This is a genomic window from Bacillus sp. ok061 (assembly GCF_900108285.1).
GTDB classification, from domain to species: domain Bacteria; phylum Bacillota; class Bacilli; order Bacillales; family Bacillaceae_G; genus Bacillus_A; species Bacillus_A thuringiensis_S.
The window spans coordinates 212231-232039 of the sequence record NZ_FNUW01000001.1 but is presented as its reverse complement, the minus strand read 5'-3'; the positions used below and the strand labels follow the sequence as shown (position 1 = coordinate 232039).

Genomic DNA, 19809 nt, shown 5'->3' with positions numbered 1-19809 from the left:
AATTGGTATTATTTTCTTGTAAGGGGAGGGAAAGTTCGTGTCTTTAAATATGCATCTCGGTGAAGTACAAGCTCAAACAGAAAGTATGAACTCTTTATGTATCGCTACTATTCAAGGTATGGAACAAATTATTCATTCTATTGACGCTTTTGCATTGGATACTGTTCTACAAGGACAAACATATAGCAGTGCAAAAGCATATTTCTTACAAACCTTTCGTCCGTTAGCACAAAGAAGCATTTACTTATGCGAAGAATTAATCCTTCAAAATGATGCTTTTCCAAGAGGCTTTCAATCACAGGTAGCTTCTACAGATGTTATCGAACAGGAGATATTAGAACAAATTCGAGAAATCGATCGAATGATAGCAAGTACGGAAACAATCGATCAAGCTATGCCAATCTCAGGTCTGGACGCTATGGCAAATCTTTTTGCAGTCATGAGAGGTAAAACTGAAAGAAAAGTTAGAACACCTATATGAATTTAATCAAACATCTAGTGATAACTATAGTACAGCACTTTAACTAGCTGCGAGTATCGCACAAGGTCTTGCGGAAATACAAAGTGTAAGTGAAGCAGAATAATAAATACTAAAGGGGTATGAAAAAATGAAACGTAAACTATTAACTTTAGCGATTCCAATGTTGTTAATAACAGGGGTAGGTTGTGAGTCAAACGATAAAAAGAAAGACGAAGTAATGGAAGCTTCTGTTAAAGAAAACAAGAAAGAAGACTATAGTAAGAATGCAACATACTTACTTAAAGATTACACTGAACAAACGGAAGAAATAAAAGACCTTATAGATAGCAGAAAATCTAATAAGAAGAAGGCTGAAAAGTTAAAAGAGTTATCGAAACCTTATTTCGAATTAATTGATAAGATTGATAAATTAGATTATAAGTTAGCTGAAGACAATAAAGCACCGATAAACATAAGTAAAGCAATGTTATTCTCGAAATCAGGGGTAGAAAACATACAGGCAGGTTTAGAAAAGGATGATAAAGATACAATTGAATTCGCTAAACAGGATTTAGACGAAGCTTCTGAGTTAGTAGACAAAGCAACAAAAGAACTAAGTAAAAAGAAATAACACAAAGGGGTATATGTGTCAATGAAACGTAAACTATTAGCCTTAGCTATTCCTGTTATGTTGTTAGCAGGTTGTACAACATAGACATATGGACTTACACAGTCAGAGTTACGAAAAGTGGACAAAGAATATTAATCAAATAAACTAACAATATATTAGAAGGTCTTTTCATGAGTTGTGGCTTTTATTATGTAATACTTACAGAGTTTCGTAGACATTTCACCACCCTTTCATTTTTTTAAAAATAGTGCAACTATTGATGTGCCCCTACGCTACCTATCCTCCCCAGAGGACAAATTTTATTTTTTGACAGGGGGACTTAAAAGATTAAATCAAAAAAACAGCCTTCTCAAGTCAATACTTGAAACGGCTGTTTTTAATAAAGGAAAATATTAATATCATGATAAACCTTTCTTTGATTTTATACACTAAATTATCTAAACGTTCCCTTTAGGAGTCACTACTTGTTTTATGACTAAATAGATTATCATAACCTATCGGGGTAAACTGTTCATCTATCCCTAACTTTTGGATAGTAATTATAGAATCCATGCAATCTGAAAGTAACAATCTTTGAGATGCCTCACTATGTTCCATACAAATCCTCCTGTTTATAACGGTTTATTTTTATCAATTTATCAGTTCACATTAATTATATTTTTTTCTTCTACAAACCCTCTATTAAATAGCTCACTTACTAAATTTGAATCCTATGCATACAAAAAAGCTACCGAAGAAACCAAAACAGTTACTTCGAGTAGCTTTTATTTATATATATATTAAAGTTATTTATTTTCCTCTTTTTGAACATATACATAAGCATCTTTCTGCTCTTTATGTATATCAACCTTCGAATTCTCTGCAAGTTGACCCGCGTTTAGCAAAGAAAAAATAATCAACGCTTCTAGTGACATTTCGTTTTACCACTCCTTTCTAATTGTTATACGTTTATCATACCGCTTACATGTGATTTCCGTATGAACTCGAAAAGGAGATTAAAACAAAAAAGCTTTGAGGAAATTCCTCAAAGCTTTTTATTTATTAGTAACGAATTAAGAAATATTTCTTCTTACCGCGGCGAATGATTGTGAATTTACCTTCGATGCGGTCGTTTTCTGTTACAACGTAGTCTAATGCTTGTGTACGCTCACCGTTCACGTAGATTGCGCCGTTCGTTACATCTTCACGTGCTTGACGTTTTGATGGAGAGATTTTGCTTTCGACAAGTAAGTCGATTAATACTGTATCTTCTGCAGTACGTTCTACAGATGGTACGTCTTTGAATCCTTGCTCGATTTCACTTGCAGTTAGTTCTGCTACAGAACCGCTGAATAGTGCAGCTGAAATTTTAATCGCTTGCTCTAATGCTTCTTCGCCGTGAACAAGTTTTGTCATTTCAGAACCTAATGCTTTTTGTGCTGCACGTTTTTCTGGTGCTTCAGCTACTTGCTTTTCAAGCTCAAGAATTTCTTCATGAGATAAGAATGTGAAGTATTTTAAGTATTTAACAACGTCGCGGTCATCTGTGTTAATCCAGAATTGGTAGAACTCGTAAGGAGTTGTTTTCTCTGGGTCTAACCAAATTGCGCCGCCTTCTGTTTTACCAAACTTCGTACCGTCAGATTTTGTAACAAGTGGAATTGTTAAACCGAATGCTTTCGCATCTTCCTCTGATTTACGAATTAATTCAAGACCAGCTGTAATGTTACCCCATTGGTCACTACCACCGATTTGCAGACGGCAATTATGGTGTTGGTATAAGTTTAAGAAGTCGTATGATTGTAAAATCATGTAACTGAACTCAGTGAATGAAATACCAGTTTCTAAACGAGATGCTACTGTATCTTTTGCTAACATATAGTTTAAACCGAAGTTTTTACCGATATCGCGTAAGAATGAAATTACATCTAAGTTACCAAGCCAGTCATAGTTGTTAGCCATCGTTGCTGGGTTGTCCACGTTTTCGAACTCTAAGAAGTTTGAAAGTTGGTTTTTAATGCTTTCTGTGTAGTAAGCAACTGTATCTTTCGTATTTAATGTACGCTCTGCTTTTTTACCACTTGGGTCACCGATCATACCAGTACCACCGCCAACAAGTGCGATTGGTTGGTGACCAGCTAATTGGAAACGACGTAACATTAATACTGGTAACATATGACCGATGTGTAAGCTATCTGCTGTCGGATCGAAACCACAGTATAATTTAACGCTTTCTTTTTCTAATAATTGCTCAAGGCCCTCAGCATCTGTTTGCTGATTAATTAGACCGCGAAATTCAAGATCTTGTAAAATACCCATATCCTACATACTCTCCTTTAAGTTCATTACTGGCGTGAAGGTTGAAAACATAAAAAAATCGCCCCTTCAAATAAGGGACGATTTTGATTATCGCGTTACCACCCTAGTTGCAGGCAAAAAAGCCTACCACCTTATTTACATAACGGCTTAGCACCGTCTTTTCCCTTTTGAATACAATTCAATCGAAAAAAGATGCTCTAGGGGCGTAATTCGCGATCATCTATGTGCTGATTTTCACCGGCCATCAGCTCTCTAAAACAGGGAAATGATCACTACTTCTCCCTTTCCACGCTCAATTATTCATATACTTTTCTTTATACCATCATTTATATAGGCGTGTCAAATAGAGGTCCGGTTTCTCTTCTTGTCAATCCTTTACAACGTCGCAAGAAGTAATTTATTAGACATAAAAAAGCCTCCCTCATCTATTCTTTCATAAATGTATACAGACGAGGAAGGCGCTTCGTTCACATATTATTTTAGTTTTTTTATAATCTTTGCAGGATTCCCGCCAACTACTACATTATTAGGCACATCTTTCGTTACGACAGCACCAGATGCGATCACCGCATTGTCTCCAATTGTTACACCTGGATTAATAATTGCTCTTCCGCCAATCCATACGTTATCGCCAATTGTAACTGGTTTTCCGTATTCTGATCCGCTTATACGCTCAATTGGATTGAGTGGGTGCGTTGCTGTATAAATGTGAACTCCTGGAGCTAACATACAGTTCACTCCGATTGTCACCGGGCATACGTCTAAAATGGTACAGTCAAAGTTCGCGTAAAAATTTTCGCCAACGTGAATGTTATAGCCATAATCACATCTAAAAGAAGATTCAAGATGAATGTTATCTCCAGTCGTTCCGAATAGTTCTTTTACGATTTCGCTACGCTCTTTTAATTGTACTTCTGGCGTTTCATTTAATTTTCTCGTTAATATACGAGCTTGCTCTCTTTCTTGTACTAAAACTGGATCAGCCGGTATGTACATTTCTCCTAGTATCATCTTTTCCTTTTCTGTTTTCATCATACTATCCCCTTTAACTTATATATACAAGTTCATGATATCATAAAAAAGAAAGGCCTGAACATTTTTCGTTCAGACCTTTCTCTCTTAATCTTCCATCGTTGATAAGTCACCTGTTGGTAAGTTTAACTCCCACGCTTTTAATACGCGGCGCATAATTTTACCACTTCTCGTTTTCGGTAATTTATCTCTAAATTCAATTTGTCGTGGCGCTGCATGAGCTGCTAGGCCTTTCTTTACAAATTGACGAATTTCTTCTTTTAATTCATCAGATGGTTCGTATCCTGCTCGAAGTGCGATAAATGCTTTAATAATTTCGCCGCGCACTGGATCAGGAATACCAATTACACCTGCTTCTGCAACAGCAGCATGCTCGATTAATTTACTTTCTACTTCAAACGGACCAACGCGCTCACCTGACGTCATAATTACATCGTCAATACGTCCTTGGAACCAGAAGTATCCATCTTCATCCATATAGGCAGAGTCACCTGATACGTACCAATCTCCCGGCATGAAATAAGATTCATATTTTTGCGGGTTATTCCAGATTCCACGCATCATAGCTGGCCAACCTTTACCAATTGCTAAGTTGCCCATTGTGTATGGAGGCACTTCATTTCCTTCATTATCAACAATCGCTGCTTTCACACCTGGAATTGGTTTACCCATTGAACCTGGACGAATTTCCATACAAGGATAGTTACAAATAACTTGTCCACCTGTTTCTGTCATCCACCACGTATCATGAATACGGAGTCCAAATGCATTCATACCCCAGCGAATTACTTCTGGATTTAACGGCTCACCAACGCTTAGTACGTGACGAACTTGTGATAAGTCATATTTTTTAATTGCGTCTTGTCCAGCTCCCATTAACATACGGAACGCTGTTGGTGCACTATACCAAACTGTTACACCGTAATCTTGCAGTGCTTCATACCACGCTTCTGGACTAAATCGTCCACCTAAAATAACATTTGATGCTCCGACTAACCACGGTGCGAAAATGCCGTAAGCAGTTCCCGTTACCCAGCCCGGGTCAGCTGTGCACCAATATACGTCATCTTCTTTTAAATCTAATACCCATTTCGCCGTTTGATAGTGCTGAACCATTGCATTTTGCGCATGAAGCACACCCTTTGGCTTACCAGTAGAACCAGACGTATAGTGAAGAATTAAACCGTCTTCACGGCCTAACCATTCAATATGTAATTCTTTTGAAGCTTGTTCAAATAAAGGATTGAACGCTACCGTTTTACCGCCTTCTTCTACATTATCTCCAACAAGGAAAACTGTTTTTAAAGCTGGTAAATCATTTAATGGTACGCGCTCTAACAATTCAGGCGTTGTAATTAACACCTTTGCTTCGCTATCTTCTAAACGATCGCGAACTGCGCCTTCCATAAATGCTTCAAATAGCGGTCCAACAATTGCTCCTAATTTCACTGCACCTAAAAGTGCGAAATATAACTCTGGAGAACGTGGCATAAAAATAAAAACGCGATCGCCTTTTTCTACATCGCCATAGTTTTTCAGGACATTTCCTGCTTTATTAGAAAAATCCTTCATTTCCTTAAATGTATATTTCTCTTTTCGCGATCCATCTTGATAATAAAGGGCTACTTTATTCTTTCGATCGGATTTCGCATGCTTATCAATTGCCTCATACGCCATATTTACTCGGCCTGTTTCATTCCAAGTAAAATTTTTATTAACCTCTTCCCAGTTAAAATTCGCGTATGCCTCATCATAATTCGGCAAATTATTTTCTCCTTTAATGACAGGAAGCGTTTCTACTTTCATACTTTACATCCCCCTCCTATGTATTCTATTATCTATTATAATGATATTATTTAAAATTTTCAGTATATTTGTTGATTTTTAGACAAATTTTTAATGACAAAATTCGATTCACATCGCATATATTATAAAGTACGATATTAATAGATTCACAAACCCTCAAGGTGGTGAGCAATACATTGATTCATAAAAAAATATACAATGCTAGAAACTTAAAAACAGCGAAAGGCACTTTAATTATTGAAGGTCCTGTCTCTACACATAATCTTGAAATGTATGAATTTCATCCAGATTTAGTTGCATTTCGTCCTGCAGAACAGCAATATAAAGCAATTGTCGAAATTTCTAAATTACCAGAAGCTCGTCTCATTATTGCTAGACATGACCAAACAATTGTTGGATATGTTACATACTTGTATCCTGATCCACTTGAACGATGGTCAGAAGGAAAAATGGAAAACTTAATTGAGCTTGGGGCAATTGAAGTAGTCCCAGCCTTCCGCGGGAGTTCTGTCGGAAAGAACTTACTAGAGGTTTCTATGATGGACGATTATATGGAAGATTACATTATATTGACGACTGAATATTATTGGCACTGGGATTTGAAACAAACAGGATTGAATGTGTGGGAATACCGAAAAGTAATGGAAAAGATGATGAATGCCGGCGGGTTACAATGGATGGCTACAGACGATCCTGAAATTTGTTCACATCCCGCCAACTGTTTAATGGTCCGCATCGGTAAACGCGTTGATACGGATTCTATTCAAGCTTTTGATCGTCTACGTTTTCACAATCGTTTTATGTATTAATAAAGGGGGCAACTGGAATGATTGTAGAAGAAATTATGAATCAAAATGTAGTTACACTACATCCAAACGATACAATCGAAACAGCAATCCGAACGATTCGCACGAAAGGCATTCGGCACATTCCAATTGTCGATCAAAATAATCACGTCGTAGGCATTATTTCTGATCGGGATGTAAGAGATGCAAGTCCGTCTATTCTAGATGAACAAGTTTCACTTGATATGCTACAGCAACCGCTTGAACTTATTATGAAACATCCTGTTATGACTTGCCATCCTCTCGATTTCGTTGAGGAAATTGCTACTTTATTTTTTGAAAATAAAATTGGCTGTCTTCCTGTTACAAAGGCTGGAAAGTTAGTTGGAATCATTTCTGAATCTACAGTACTGCACACGTTAGTGAAATTAACAGGGGCACATCAACCAAGTTCACAAATTGAAATTCAAGTAAAAAACGAACCTGGTATTCTTGGAAAAGTCGTTGCTATTTTTAGTGACTTACAAATAAATATCGTGAGCGTTCTCGTCTACCCAGCAAAAGATGAGAATGATAAAGTACTCGTTTTCCGCATTCAAACGATGAATCCTCTAAAAGTGATTGATGCACTTGAAGCAGAAGGCTACCGCGTATTATGGCCGAACATCATGGGGATGCAATCATGAGTAGCGCGTTTATTTATTCGGATGACTTTCGGGGCTATTCATTTAGCCCTGATCATCCTTTTAACCAACTGCGCGTCACACTTACGTATGATTTATTACAAAAGGGCGGTTTCATCTCTCCCTCTCAAATCATCTCACCACGGATGGCTACAGATGAAGAGATTGCCTACGTTCATACAGAGGAGTACATAAATGCGGTAAAACGTGCTGGAGAAGGAAAGTTAGAAAAATCAATTGCGATGACATATGGACTAGGAACAGAAGATACACCGATGTTCCCAAATATGCACGAAGCAAGCGCATTGCTCGTTGGCGGTACGTTAACAGCTGTCGATGCTGTTCTTTCCGGAAAAGTAAAACACGCGCTTAACTTAGGAGGCGGCTTACATCATGGCTTCCGTGGCAAGGCATCTGGCTTTTGTATTTATAACGATAGCTCCATAGCAATGAAGTATATTCAGAAGAAATACGGTTTACGCGTCTTATATATTGATACAGATGCTCATCACGGTGATGGCGTACAGTGGTCGTTTTATGATGACCCTAACGTATGCACCATTTCACTGCATGAAACTGGTCGCTATTTATTCCCTGGAACTGGCGCTGTAAACGAACGTGGACAAGGTAATGGTTATAGTTATTCTTTTAACGTTCCACTCGATGCTTTTACAGAAGATGAATCGTTCTTAGAAGCATATCGAACTGTTGTAAAAGAAGTTGCAGCGTACTTTAAACCGGATATTATTTTAACGCAAAATGGTGCTGACGCACATTATTATGACCCACTTACACATCTTTGTGCGACAATGAATATTTACCGCGAAATACCGAAGCTCGCTCGTGAAATTGCTAATGAATATTGCGACGGTCGCTGGATCGCTGTCGGCGGCGGTGGCTATGATCACTGGCGCGTCGTTCCAAGAGCTTGGGCACTCATTTGGCTCGAAATGAACAACATCCAAAACATCTCAGGTTATCTCCCTCCAGAATGGATTGAAGCTTGGAAAGGACAAGCAGAAACAGAACTTCCCCTCACATGGGAAGATCCAGACAACATGTATAAACCTATCCCCCGTAAACCAGAAATTGAAGAAAAAAATGCATTAACTGTAGCGAAATCCCTTGAAATTATTCGGAATAATATGACAAAATCTTTATACTAAAGGAAAAGGAGGCTCGTTTTTGAATAGCCTCCTTTTATTTAAAGCTTACTATTATTGTCGTTTTCTGTCGGCAAGTCGATATATTTTAATAATCGCTGATATATTCCGAGTTACGCCGATATATTTTGATAATCGCTGATATATTCCGAGTTGCGCCGATATATTCTAATAATCGCTGATATATTTTCATTTTATAACAGTCTGGTCCAACTTTTATGAAAAAAGGACGTGATATTATGTGGACACAACAAATGATCCCCACAAAACGCGGCACATTTGAACTCTTTACAAAAGGAAATGGCGAACCGCTTTGTATTACACATCACTATTCACAATTTAATGAAACTGGTGATTACTTTGCAGATGTTTTCACTGCTACGCAGCGTGTATTTCTCATTAATTTACGAGATGCTGGTAGCTCTGTAACCGCCCAGTCAGAAAACGAATTAAGTATGATTGAAACGGTTCACGATTTAGAAGCAATACGGGAAGCTTTACAACTCCCAACATGGCATTTCGCTGGTCATTCGACAGGTGGTATGCTTGGACTTTTATATGCGATTACATATCCAAATTCCTTACAATCATTAGTCATCGTTGGAGCTGCAGCAAGTAACTATACCGAAATACCATTCTGCATTTATCACCCAGCACATCCACAGTTTCATTATATGCAAAAACTCATCGAAAACTTAAAAAGCCCTCACCTTACAAGTGAAGAACGAAAAGAACTATCTACTGAGAGAACAAAATTATCACTGCATAAACCAGAAAACTACAACTCTTATTTTTGTAAACCAATCCAAAAAACTATGTCCGCTAGCCGGATGAACGCTTTCGCCAATGAATATCCGTCATTTGATTTAAGAGAGTATTTACCTTCCATCCAAACAAAGACACTTATTATATGCGGAAGATATGATGTACAGTGTCCAATTCAATATTCTATCGAGATACATGATGGGATACGTAATTCTATCTTCATTCCATTCGAAAACAGCAACCATTATCCTTTTTTAGAAGAAACGACTCTGTTTACTTCTACTACTCAAACATTTTATAAATCATTGCAACAAGGAACTCTAAAATAGTATGTTAAGGTCGCAAGCTAATTTTCCAACAAAAAGCTCACAGCCTCTATAAGACTATGAGCTTTTTCAAAAGAAATATTTCACACTAGTAACAACCAAAAGAAGAACAGAAAAAATCACTAAACCTAAATCAATAAATACTGACTTTTTATCTCCTTCTTTTAAACTTATCATAAAACTAGAAATTATTTTAATTGCAAAAAAGACCATCATAAATAACCAACCGAAATGATCATTCGTAGAATCTTCATCATAAAACATTTGTATTGCACCAATAATTAATAAGATAAGTACCATATTAGTTCCAATCTTTAAAACCTTGTTTGATTTATTATCTTTTAATGTATCCCCCAAAATGTAGCACGCCCTCTCACACTCTCCTATGTTTTATCTCTCTTTACATTTTAACATAAATTTCCTATTCTCTCCTTTCGTTCAAATAACATATAAAAAACCTACCAATAACTCGGCAGGTTCCCTACACATTAAAACGATAACCAGCTCCCCACACTGTTTCAATATATTGCGGGTGGGCAGGGTCTCTTTCGATTTTTTCACGTAACTTTCTAACATGAACGACAACAGTGGCTAAATCACCAGCGGAATCTAATCCCCAAATGCGTTCAAATAACTGTTCTTTATTTAATACTTGGTTTGGATGTGTGACAAAGAATGTTAATAAATCAAATTCCTTCGTTGTAAATGCCACTTCTTCATTGTTTATAAAAACTTTCCTCGCTCGTTGATCGATAGAAATTCCGTGAATGTATAGCGTATCACGTTGCTTATTTACATTTCCTAATAATCTTTCATAACGAGCAATATGCGCTTTTACTCTTGCGACTAATTCGCTTGGACTAAACGGTTTCGTTATATAATCATCCGCTCCTAATCCGAGTCCGCGAATTTTATCTATATCTTCTTTTTTTGCTGAAACAAGTAGAATCGGAATATCTTTTACAGCACGTATTTGTTTACAAATTTCGAATCCGTTCATTTTCGGAAGCATAATATCTAAAATAATTAAATCATAGTCTTCTTGCAGAGCTGTTTGTAAACCTATTTCTCCTGAATGCTCTACATCAACTTGGAAATCATTAATTTCTAAATAATCTCGCTGTAATTCTGCAATACTTACTTCATCTTCTATTAATAAAATTCTTTTCAATTTACTCACCACATTCCTCTACTTTTTCCAATGAGAAGAAAATGCTTGTGCCTTTACCAAGCTCGCTTTCCGCCCAAATTTCCCCGCCATGTTCTTCAACAATTTGCTTCGCTATTGCTAAACCAAGTCCACTTCCACCTGTGCTAGAATTCCGCGATTGCTCTGCACGATAAAAACGTTCAAAGATATACGGCAATGTATCAGCTTCTATACCTGATCCGTTGTCCATCACTTTCACAATAATTTTATTATTATCACTCGATACTGTTACAGTAATTTTCTTCTCTTCTTTATCCATGTATTTCACACTATTATGAATTAAATTTGATATCACTCTATTTATCTTTTCACAATCGGCCGTTACATATAGTGTTGATGCATGTAATTGTAAGTTAACTTCTATACCTTCTTTACTTAAATCCATTTGCATCTCTTCTATTAATTCTTGCATAAACGTATTTAATTCAACTGTTTCAAACTGGAATGGAACTCGATTCAAATCGAGCTTCGAAAATAAAAATAGTTCATCAATGAGTGTGTCCATATGTTTTGCCTTCGTATGGATAGTTGTTAAATACTTATCCATTTTTTCTGGCGTATTTGCTACCCCGTCCTTTATTCCTTCTACATATCCTATAATTGATGTAATCGGTGTTTTTAAGTCATGAGAGATGTTTGAAATAAGCTCTTTTCGATTTTCTTCATACTGTGTTTGCATCTCTATCGATTCTTTTAATCTCTTCCTCATTTCCTCAAACCCTTGATTTAATTGCCCTATTTCGTCGTGTGATGTAATTGGTATTTGAAAATCTAAATTTCCTTCTTTAATTTTCTCCGTTGCGCCTTTCAATACAAAAATTGGTTTTATTACACTTCTTGAAACGAGGTAACTTAATAATCCAATGAGTAAAATGGCTAGTAGTAAAAGCGATACGAATAAGATTGGAAATAACTTTTGTGTAAGATCTACAAATGAACTTTGCTTTTTTAGTACAAATATACTCCCTTCTTCTTTCTCGGGAAAATAAAAATCAAATTTTACATATCGATAAAATGTATCGCCTAGTTCGGTTGTACCACGACTATTAATATTTGCCGCTTCAAATTTCGGAAGGGCTTCTGTTAAAGTCGAACTTTCAAATTCCTTATTAGCATAAGAAATGTTTTCTCCCTTTCTTACAATTATTTTCACACCTTCTTTTTCAATTGATGAAACGAACGATTCATCTAATAATTGAGATTGATGTTGCTTTGCCGCTAATTTTAATTCAAGATAGGCATTTTCTTCTTCTGGTGTAAGCGGCTTTTGAATGTAAGAACTTTTATAGAAATTTTTCACTGCTTCCAAATCACCTGTTATTGAAAAAACAATTAAAAATCCCGCGACTAATATGAGCGTAATAGAAACAAGAATGACAGCAATATAAGAAAATAAAAACCTTGTTTTAATAGACATAATTTACATCCTCACTTTATTCCGCATTAACAGGTAGTAAAACTGCCCGTTAATGCCCGATTGGTGTGAGCTAATAATCAGTGGGGATGCCCCCCACTGATTAAAGTTTCACTTTACCCATCCTTCATATTCATAAGCATAAAAATATATGTTCAAATACTCAAGCGATTTTATAGTAATTTTAGCGTCAGTTTATAAAAATTTAATGTTCCTATTTTACAGTTGAAATTAGGAGGTTGAAATTCCATGTTCAAAAAAACATTCAGTATGATATGTTGCGTAATTTTTTTACACGGATGCTCGCAAGAACAAGAAGTAAAAAAGGAGATGACAAACATGGAGACTGCACTACTAGCAGCTACTGAAAAAAATGAAACGAATACTGTTATATCTTTACTAAAACAAGGTGCAAATATAAATGCGACGGATAATCAAGGACGTACCTCTCTTATGATTGCTACATACAAAAATGATATAAAAACTGCAAAGGCACTTATCGAAGCTGGTGCTGACGTAAATATCCAAGATGACATGAAAAACAATCCCTTTCTATACGCCGGTGCGGAAGGTTACTTAGACATTTTAAAGCTAACAATTGATGCTGGTGCAGATCCTACGATTACAAATCGTTACGGCGGAACAGCTCTTATCCCAGCCTCAGAACATGGCTATATTGACGTTATAAAAGAAATCCTCACTCGAACAAATATTGATGTAAATCATGTAAATAACCTAGGATGGACAGCTTTAATGGAAGCCATCGTACTAAGTAACGGAAACGAAACACAGCAACAAGTCATTCGCCTTCTTATTGAGCACGGTGCAGATGTAAATATTCCAGATAATGATGGTGTTACCCCGTTAGAGCATGCTCGCGCTCATCACTTTAAAGAAATAGAGAAGATTTTGTTAGAAGGACGCAAGTAAAAAGCTAATTTTTGCCTTCCTCCCCCACCCTATGCTACATTTAAGCCGTTACATTAATATTAATAGGGTGGGAATACATATGAATAAACCTAAAATTGGGATGATTGGACTTGGAAGTATTGCGCAAAAGGTCTATCTTCCAACACTTACAAAAGAAACAGATTGGAACTTTGTTGGGGCGTTTACACCTAACGCAGAGAAAAGAAAACAAGTTTGCCAGCAATACCGAATTCAAGACTTTCATTCTATTGAAACGTTAGCTTCGGAATGTGATGCAATCTTCGTTCATAGTTCAACTGCATCGCATTATGAAATCGTTTCTGAGCTTTTGAAAAAAGGAATCGACGTTTATGTTGATAAGCCGTTAGCAGCTACTGTGGAACAAGCTGAGCAACTAGTCGAGTTGAGCGAGAAGTATAACCGAAAGTTAATGGTCGGATTTAATCGCAGATTCGTTCCTATGTATGTCGCTGCCAAAGAACAGGCTAATGATATTTCATGGATTCGAATTGAAAAGCATCGCACAAATAAAGTCGGGCCATATACGTACGACTTCACTATGTTAGATGATTATTTACACATTGTAGATACCGCTCGCTGGTTAGCTAATGATGACCTTAACGTCGTTCACAATATGATGCAAATCAATGAAAAGAATGAACTTCTTTACGGACATCATACATATACAACTCCAAGTGGACTGTTACTTTCTACTGCAATGCATCGCCATGCCGGTACAAATTTAGAACAAATTGAACTTGTAACGCCAGGGAAAATCATTCGCGTAAAAAATATGAATACATTTGAAATTGAACAGGAAAACTCAGTTTCACAAAGCGGTTCTCCATCATGGGATACGACGTTAAAACAACGTGGTTTTGAAGATGCTGTTCATCATTTTATTGAATGTGTACACGGAGATACAAAGCCTGTTGTAGATGGATTAGAAGGATTAAAAACGCAGCAAATGCTACAATCTTTACTAGATGATGTAAACAAAAATTAAAACGGATACATTTTTCAGAATTTACTTTCATTCCCATTTCCCCTTTATTTCTCTCGTAAATTTCTATAGAATATGTTGATAGGAATTATAAATTTCATAATGAATCGTGGAAAGGATGGGATTGACACATGTGGAACGAGTTTAAAAAGTTCGCTTTCAAAGGGAATGTCGTTGATTTAGCTGTCGGGGTTGTAATCGGTGCTGCATTCGGTAAAATCGTTAGTTCTTTAGTAAAAGACATTATTACACCATTACTTGGTATGGTATTAGGTGGCGTTAACTTTACAGATTTGCACTTTGGATACGGTAAATCAGCTGTTATGTATGGTAACTTCATCCAAACAATTTTTGATTTCTTAATTATCGCAGCTTCTATCTTTATGTTTGTTAAAGTTTTCAACAAACTAACATCTAAAAAAGAAGACGAAAAAGAGGAAGAAATTCCAGAACCAACAAAAGAAGAAGTTCTTCTTGGCGAAATTCGTGACTTATTAAAACAACAAAATTCTTCTAAAGATAGAGCATAATTGAACGGATAAAAAGGCATGTCCCTCGGGACATGCCTTTTCTATATGCTATAACGTTTCCGAATTCATATGAATAAATAAAATAATACCAGCAACCATAAGTACCATAATGCTACCTGCAAATAGTGTAATACCAATAAACATTAAACTTGTGCTCATATCTACTGATACACTTTCAATAAAAATAGAAATTACATACGTGATAAGGGCAATTCCTGCAAGAATACTTCCTGGAACAAATCGCTTTAAACCATTTTGTTTTAACGTCATATATGCAAAAATAGCAGTCATACAAAGCGTAATTATCCAAAGAACGATCATCTCTTTTCCCCCCTCACAAGCCTTTTCTTTCTATTATACATGACATTGCCCTATAATAGTTAAATTTGCACTTATGTGACATATAACACGGAATAATAAAATCTATAGAGAAGTCTTTTAATAAATAAATTCTAATATAATATTATAAAGTTTTTAAACAAGTAGAGCGATTCGATTATATTACAGTTAACTTAGACAAAGATGCAAGTATTATTGCCAACAACGTGAAACAATATGATCCTTCTAGATTAGAACAGTTAATACAAAGTTTTAAACGCAATGCATAAACATGCCTTGAACATGATTTACGAAACCAAGAAGAATTTTTTTCATTTAAAAAAAGAATCAATTTATATAAAAAATGGATATTTTTCATATAAATTGATATAATTACCATATATAAATATTCTTTGTAAGGGAGTGTTCATAATGATTTGGATTTCACTAATCGTATTAGCTTATTTCATCATTCTCGTCCCAATACAATACAACTACATTAAAATGCTCAAAGAAAAACAGAAAAAAATGAGTGTCTCACAAAACGAACTATATGACAACATGTCTTATGAAGAATCCCAAGTACATTACCATTATCAAAGTAACGTATTTACAATACCTGCTTCGCTTATCGCAAGTATTATTTATAAAGTGAAACATGCAGCATAATATGTACGCTGTAAAATTATTGTTTGAGTCTGTTCATTCTGGTGAGCCTCATCCTACGAAAATGGATGAGCATTATGAAGAGAATCAGGATACACTTTTTGAAGAAAGTATTATTCTTGTTAAAGCAAACAGTTTAGAAGAAGCTCATGAACTAGGTGAAAAGATAGCTATACAATCGGAGCACACATACGATAATATGTATGATGAGCAAATCACATGGACGTTCCGAAAAGTGTTACATGTGTTTGAATTAGACGATACGCCATTTGAAACTGGAAAAGAATTGTACGCAAGATTTTTGCACGTTAAGAAAAATGAAACTGTAGATACAGTAATTGAAAAATATTATCCTGAATACAAATAAAAGCTCACAGCAATCGCTGTGAGCTTTTTTATACTTACTTCGTTGAATCTCTAAATTGGATACGGTGAGGTAAGATAACAGTGTGATCTTCCACTTTTTCTTTGTTCATATACTTTGTTAATAGACGCATTGCTACTGCACCGATATCATACATTGGTTGTACAACTGTTGAAAGCTGCGGACGAACCATTAATGCAAGGCGTGTATTATCGAAACCAAGTACTTCTACATCAGTTGGTACGTTTAATCCAGCGTCTTGTGCTGCATGGATTACACCTAGTGCCATTTCATCAGAAGACACGAAGATTGCTGTTGGCTTTTCATCATTGCTCCAAAGCTTTTCGAATGCTTCGATACCTGAGTCATATGTGTAATCTCCATCGATTACAAGATTTTCATCATATGAAATACCTTCTTCTTCTAAAGCTTTTTTATAACCTTGTAACTTCTTCGCGCTTCCCGCTTTATCAATGAATGGACCAGAGACGAAACCGATACGTTTATGTCCTTGCTCGATAAAGTGCTTCATTGCATCGTAAGCTGCTTGTGTATAATCAATATTTACTGATGGCGTTTCATTTTGCTCATCAAATGACGCTGCTAATACAATTGGTACTGGAGATTTTTTAAATTCTTCAATGTGAAGGTCTGTAATATCTTCACCCATGAAAACAATTCCGTCCACTTGTTTTCCAAGCATCGTATTTAATAGATGGAACTCTTTCTCTTTGTTTTGATCAGAGTTACTTAAAATGATGTTATATTTGTACATTGTTGCGATATCTTCAATTCCACGTGCAAGTTCTGCATAAAACGTATTTGAGATATCAGGAATAATAACACCTACTGTAGTTGTCTTCTTACTTGCTAGTCCACGTGCTACCGCATTTGGGCGGTATCCTAAACGATCAATTGCTTCTAATACTTTCTTTCTTGTTGTAGGCTTTACATTTGGGTTACCGTTCACAACGCGTGATACGGTAGCCATTGAAACGTTCGCTTCGCGCGCTACATCATAGATTGTTACGTTCATCTCATCGCACACTCCTTCTATTTTTGTTATCTATTTTTATGTATCGGTTACTTGAATGAAAAAAAGACATCAACTCTATTTGCAGATGCCACCAATCGTCCCGAGTTCTTCCTTTTACTAATGATACGATATAAACGCAGGCTCATACAATATTTTCCCGCAAAAGTTTCGAAAAAATTCGCTTCTTTTCTCGTATTTTCGTATTTTTTATGAAAAAAGGGCATTTTTTGTAAAAAAATAGATATTTCCTAAGTAGAAATCTTATTTTAAGCAGTACGATAGTAAATGAAATTTATATCGGCGACTTTTCGAATATATGAACCGTAACTCGAAATATATCGGCGATTTTCCAAATATATCGACCACAACTCTAATTATATCAGCGATTTTTTTAATATACCAACTTCCCAACAAAAATCGACAATGACAGTCGCTATACAATAAGAGAAGGCTGTCCCAAAATGCCTTTTTGGAACAGCTCATTAAAAGTTCTTATAATTTACTTCCAAATGATTTTAATTCATTCATAAAATCATTGAACTGCGGTATATTCATTTGCTGCGCCGCATCTGATAAAGCTACAGCCGGATCTGAATCTACTTCAGCCATAATTGCGTCTGCACCAATTGCCATCGCTGCTTTTGCAGTTGGTAAGAGAAGGTCACGTCTCCCTGTAGAATGCGTTACATCAACAACGACAGGTAAATGTGCCTCTTTCTTTAAAATCGGTACAGCGGAAATATCAAGCGTATTACGCGTTGCTCTTTCATTGCTTCAGCAACTTGACGTACTTGTTCATAACTTTCCACTGCACACGGTCCCATAATAAAATGCTGATTTCCGTCACCAATTTTTTCACTATTAATTTCAACAATCGTATCTTCTGTTTTTTTCTTACGAGAAACAAGTATTGCTTTACGATGATCCTCTTCTTGTAACTCTAAACCAACTTGAAAAATTTGTTTGAAAATATGTTGTAAAGTCGAAGTTTCAAATGGACCATTATTATTCTCTGCAATTAAATCCAGCATATTTCTTTCACGTACAGGATCAAAACGTTTCACACCTTATACTTCTTTTAAATTACCAACTTCTTGTACGAGACGACCTCTTTCGTTTAGTAACTCTAATATTTGTAAATTAAGTTGATCAATTTCAGAACGTAAACGACCTAATTGTTGTGATGCCATAAGAAAGCCACCTCTTTCAAATTCCTATATATTACTTTTTTTAAGATAACTTATTATAGTTGATACATATACGATTGTCACACGATATACAGCAATGAATTACCATCAAAAAACATTTTATATTTTCATTTAAAATAAAAAAAGACAGTTTACATACTGTCTTTTTTACAAGAAGGAAACAAACGGTTTATCACTGTTTTTCTCTTTTATAATAACGGCCTCAATTTTACTCTCGGACTTGATCTGTAATTGTACTTTCGCATCTTTAGGCAATTTGTCTAACATACCTTGAGCAGCCAATTGGGTAAGAGCCATTAATTCTGTTTTACCGTTATATTTAATAACAATATTCATATTTAATGTATCCATTTGATCTTTCTTATAAGAAACTTTTGCGTTGACTGGAATAAAATCTCCATTAGAAAAACCTTTTATTTCCTTAGCAAAGTTATTTATTTTTGTATTATCTTCTCCATGTGCTTGTGTAAATTCATCAGAAGGATATGAATACGACTTTTCATCAATTGTACTCCAATTTCCAAGGTTCGTATCATTCTTTTGAACAGTAGCACTAGCAATATACGTACCATTTTTTAAAGAACTTGTACTTTCTTGCTTAAAGATAGCAAACGTAATTGGAGATTTGTTATATTTATCATTTTTGTTAATAGCTTCAATAAGTTGTTTAGCAACTTCAGACCCTTTAGACATAGCTTCTTCATTCGATACACTTGAAGACATAGCTAAGCCAATCATAACACCAGATAAACTTAATTCATTTGAATTCTGTTTTCCGAAATAGTCTTGTTCTATAATATTCGTCAAAACTGGCGCTTCTACTTTCGCAACTAGTTCATCAACTAGTTTCTCTGGAATATACTGATTTAATTGCAGTACGTGACTCTCTGTATCAAATTGCTGCGTTGCAATATTTATTAAACCATTTTCATACTCTGCTAAATCCAATTTAGAATTTGTTTTTATATTAGCTGTATTAATAACCTTTTGTTCTTTTAAAGGAATAACAGTTCTATAATAATCTTTAGAAACAGCAGTTCTCGGAATCATACTTTTTTCTTTTGTATCTTTTTGTATAACTTCATCCTTCTTACTAATCGTATTACTATTGTTACTACAAGCTCCCAGTAATAAACTTACGACTGCGAAGGATAATGCCATTTTCTTCATTACTTAAAACC

General features: G+C 35.6%; 23 protein-coding genes, 2 pseudogenes and 1 other annotated feature. Of the genes and pseudogenes, 11 read left to right on the top strand and 14 right to left on the bottom strand.

Features of this window, described 5'->3' with window-relative positions:
- Window positions 1-37 precede the first annotated feature (37 nt).
- A pseudogene (locus C4S65_RS01335) lies at window positions 38-521 on the top strand (T7SS effector LXG polymorphic toxin); the annotation flags it as partial.
- A gap of 87 nt (window positions 522-608) precedes the next feature.
- Window positions 609-1091 (top strand): hypothetical protein, encoded by a 483-nt coding sequence (locus tag C4S65_RS01330; RefSeq protein ID WP_017763655.1) that lies wholly within the window; start codon window positions 609-611, stop codon window positions 1089-1091.
- Window positions 1092-1541: 450 nt separating this feature from the next.
- Here the strand turns inward: C4S65_RS01330 and C4S65_RS34200 are convergent, their stop codons facing one another.
- The 5 genes from C4S65_RS34200 to acsA all read right to left on the bottom strand — a co-directional run bounded on the left by C4S65_RS34200 (window position 1542) and on the right by acsA (window position 6227).
- A complete protein-coding gene (locus tag C4S65_RS34200) occupies window positions 1542-1688 on the bottom strand; it encodes a hypothetical protein (protein ID WP_017763656.1) in 147 nt (48 codons plus the stop codon).
- Between the two features lie 188 nt (window positions 1689-1876).
- Window positions 1877-2005 (bottom strand): hypothetical protein, encoded by a 129-nt coding sequence (locus C4S65_RS01325; protein WP_000050940.1) that lies wholly within the window; start codon window positions 2003-2005, stop codon window positions 1877-1879.
- A 127-nt stretch (window positions 2006-2132) separates the two neighbouring features.
- Window positions 2133-3389: a tyrosine--tRNA ligase gene (gene tyrS, locus C4S65_RS01320; protein WP_000512081.1), complete on the bottom strand. Its 1257-nt coding sequence runs from the start codon at window positions 3387-3389 to the stop codon at window positions 2133-2135.
- Between the two features lie 70 nt (window positions 3390-3459).
- Window positions 3460-3687, bottom strand: a binding site (T-box leader).
- Window positions 3688-3863: 176 nt separating this feature from the next.
- A complete protein-coding gene (locus tag C4S65_RS01315) occupies window positions 3864-4424 on the bottom strand; it encodes a maltose acetyltransferase domain-containing protein (RefSeq protein ID WP_086405830.1) in 561 nt (186 codons plus the stop codon).
- A gap of 84 nt (window positions 4425-4508) precedes the next feature.
- A complete protein-coding gene (gene acsA / locus C4S65_RS01310; RefSeq protein ID WP_086405829.1) occupies window positions 4509-6227 on the bottom strand; it encodes an acetate--CoA ligase in 1719 nt (572 codons plus the stop codon).
- A 176-nt stretch (window positions 6228-6403) separates the two neighbouring features.
- Here acsA and acuA point away from each other — a divergent pair, with 176 nt between their 5' ends.
- The 4 genes from acuA (at window position 6404) to C4S65_RS01290 (ending at window position 9952) form a co-directional block, all read left to right on the top strand.
- Window positions 6404-7036 (top strand): acetoin utilization protein acetyltransferase AcuA, encoded by a 633-nt coding sequence (gene acuA / locus C4S65_RS01305; RefSeq protein WP_000581400.1) that lies wholly within the window; start codon window positions 6404-6406, stop codon window positions 7034-7036.
- 17 nt (window positions 7037-7053) lie between these two features.
- Window positions 7054-7698 carry an acetoin utilization AcuB family protein gene (locus C4S65_RS01300; protein WP_016080058.1) on the top strand — a complete coding sequence of 215 codons (645 nt, stop codon included), beginning with the start codon at window positions 7054-7056 and terminating at the stop codon, window positions 7696-7698.
- Window positions 7695-8861, top strand: coding sequence for an acetoin utilization protein AcuC (gene acuC, locus C4S65_RS01295; protein WP_098317808.1), 1167 nt, complete (start codon window positions 7695-7697; stop codon window positions 8859-8861). The genes C4S65_RS01300 and acuC overlap by 4 nt, the downstream gene beginning before the upstream one ends.
- 215 nt (window positions 8862-9076) lie before the next feature.
- Entirely contained in the window at window positions 9077-9952 is an 876-nt protein-coding gene (locus C4S65_RS01290) for an alpha/beta hydrolase (protein WP_141526906.1), read from the top strand.
- Window positions 9953-10018: 66 nt separating this feature from the next.
- On the opposite strand, the gene C4S65_RS01285 is transcribed toward C4S65_RS01290, so the two are convergent.
- From C4S65_RS01285 to C4S65_RS01275, 3 genes are all read right to left on the bottom strand, one after another.
- A complete protein-coding gene (locus C4S65_RS01285; protein ID WP_061666047.1) occupies window positions 10019-10306 on the bottom strand; it encodes a hypothetical protein in 288 nt (95 codons plus the stop codon).
- A 124-nt stretch (window positions 10307-10430) separates the two neighbouring features.
- Window positions 10431-11120 carry a response regulator transcription factor gene (locus C4S65_RS01280; RefSeq protein WP_061666073.1) on the bottom strand — a complete coding sequence of 230 codons (690 nt, stop codon included), beginning with the start codon at window positions 11118-11120 and terminating at the stop codon, window positions 10431-10433.
- A gap of 1 nt (window position 11121) precedes the next feature.
- A complete protein-coding gene (locus C4S65_RS01275; RefSeq protein ID WP_098838543.1) occupies window positions 11122-12576 on the bottom strand; it encodes a HAMP domain-containing sensor histidine kinase in 1455 nt (484 codons plus the stop codon).
- A 246-nt stretch (window positions 12577-12822) separates the two neighbouring features.
- Here C4S65_RS01275 and C4S65_RS01270 point away from each other — a divergent pair, with 246 nt between their 5' ends.
- From C4S65_RS01270 to mscL, 3 genes are all read left to right on the top strand, one after another.
- Complete coding sequence (locus C4S65_RS01270; RefSeq protein ID WP_098838542.1) at window positions 12823-13503, top strand: ankyrin repeat domain-containing protein; 681 nt, start codon at window positions 12823-12825, stop codon at window positions 13501-13503.
- Between the two features lie 79 nt (window positions 13504-13582).
- The gene (locus C4S65_RS01265) at window positions 13583-14509 is read left to right on the top strand and encodes a Gfo/Idh/MocA family oxidoreductase (protein WP_103945096.1); all 927 of its coding nucleotides are present in this window, start codon (window positions 13583-13585) and stop codon (window positions 14507-14509) included.
- Window positions 14510-14637: 128 nt separating this feature from the next.
- On the top strand, window positions 14638-15036 hold the full coding sequence (mscL, locus tag C4S65_RS01260; protein WP_000267016.1) for a large conductance mechanosensitive channel protein MscL: 399 nt from the start codon (window positions 14638-14640) through the stop codon (window positions 15034-15036).
- Window positions 15037-15084: 48 nt separating this feature from the next.
- On the opposite strand, the gene C4S65_RS01255 is transcribed toward mscL, so the two are convergent.
- Entirely contained in the window at window positions 15085-15357 is a 273-nt protein-coding gene (locus C4S65_RS01255; RefSeq protein WP_000636589.1) for a DUF3917 domain-containing protein, read from the bottom strand.
- Between the two features lie 429 nt (window positions 15358-15786).
- On the opposite strand from C4S65_RS01255, the gene C4S65_RS01250 reads away from it, so the two are divergent.
- Both C4S65_RS01250 and C4S65_RS01245 read left to right on the top strand, forming a co-directional pair.
- On the top strand, window positions 15787-16023 hold the full coding sequence (locus tag C4S65_RS01250; protein WP_000637901.1) for a DUF3949 domain-containing protein: 237 nt from the start codon (window positions 15787-15789) through the stop codon (window positions 16021-16023).
- A gap of 1 nt (window position 16024) precedes the next feature.
- Window positions 16025-16387, top strand: coding sequence for a DUF4288 domain-containing protein (locus C4S65_RS01245; RefSeq protein WP_140337641.1), 363 nt, complete (start codon window positions 16025-16027; stop codon window positions 16385-16387).
- A gap of 34 nt (window positions 16388-16421) precedes the next feature.
- Here C4S65_RS01245 and ccpA read toward each other — a convergent pair whose 3' ends face one another.
- From ccpA to C4S65_RS01225, 5 genes and pseudogenes are all read right to left on the bottom strand, one after another.
- Window positions 16422-17420 (bottom strand): catabolite control protein A, encoded by a 999-nt coding sequence (gene ccpA, locus C4S65_RS01240; RefSeq protein ID WP_001103313.1) that lies wholly within the window; start codon window positions 17418-17420, stop codon window positions 16422-16424.
- Between the two features lie 492 nt (window positions 17421-17912).
- Window positions 17913-18182: pseudogene (locus tag C4S65_RS35030) on the bottom strand (chorismate mutase); the annotation flags it as partial.
- A complete protein-coding gene (locus C4S65_RS35640; RefSeq protein WP_327895838.1) occupies window positions 18140-18244 on the bottom strand; it encodes a hypothetical protein in 105 nt (34 codons plus the stop codon). The pseudogene C4S65_RS35030 and the gene C4S65_RS35640, both read right to left, overlap by 43 nt.
- Window positions 18245-18487: 243 nt before the next feature.
- Window positions 18488-18610, bottom strand: coding sequence for a chorismate mutase (locus tag C4S65_RS35020; protein ID WP_000168202.1), 123 nt, complete (start codon window positions 18608-18610; stop codon window positions 18488-18490).
- Window positions 18611-18775: 165 nt separating this feature from the next.
- Complete coding sequence (locus C4S65_RS01225; RefSeq protein WP_000738028.1) at window positions 18776-19798, bottom strand: CamS family sex pheromone protein; 1023 nt, start codon at window positions 19796-19798, stop codon at window positions 18776-18778.
- Window positions 19799-19809: the final 11 nt, after the last annotated feature.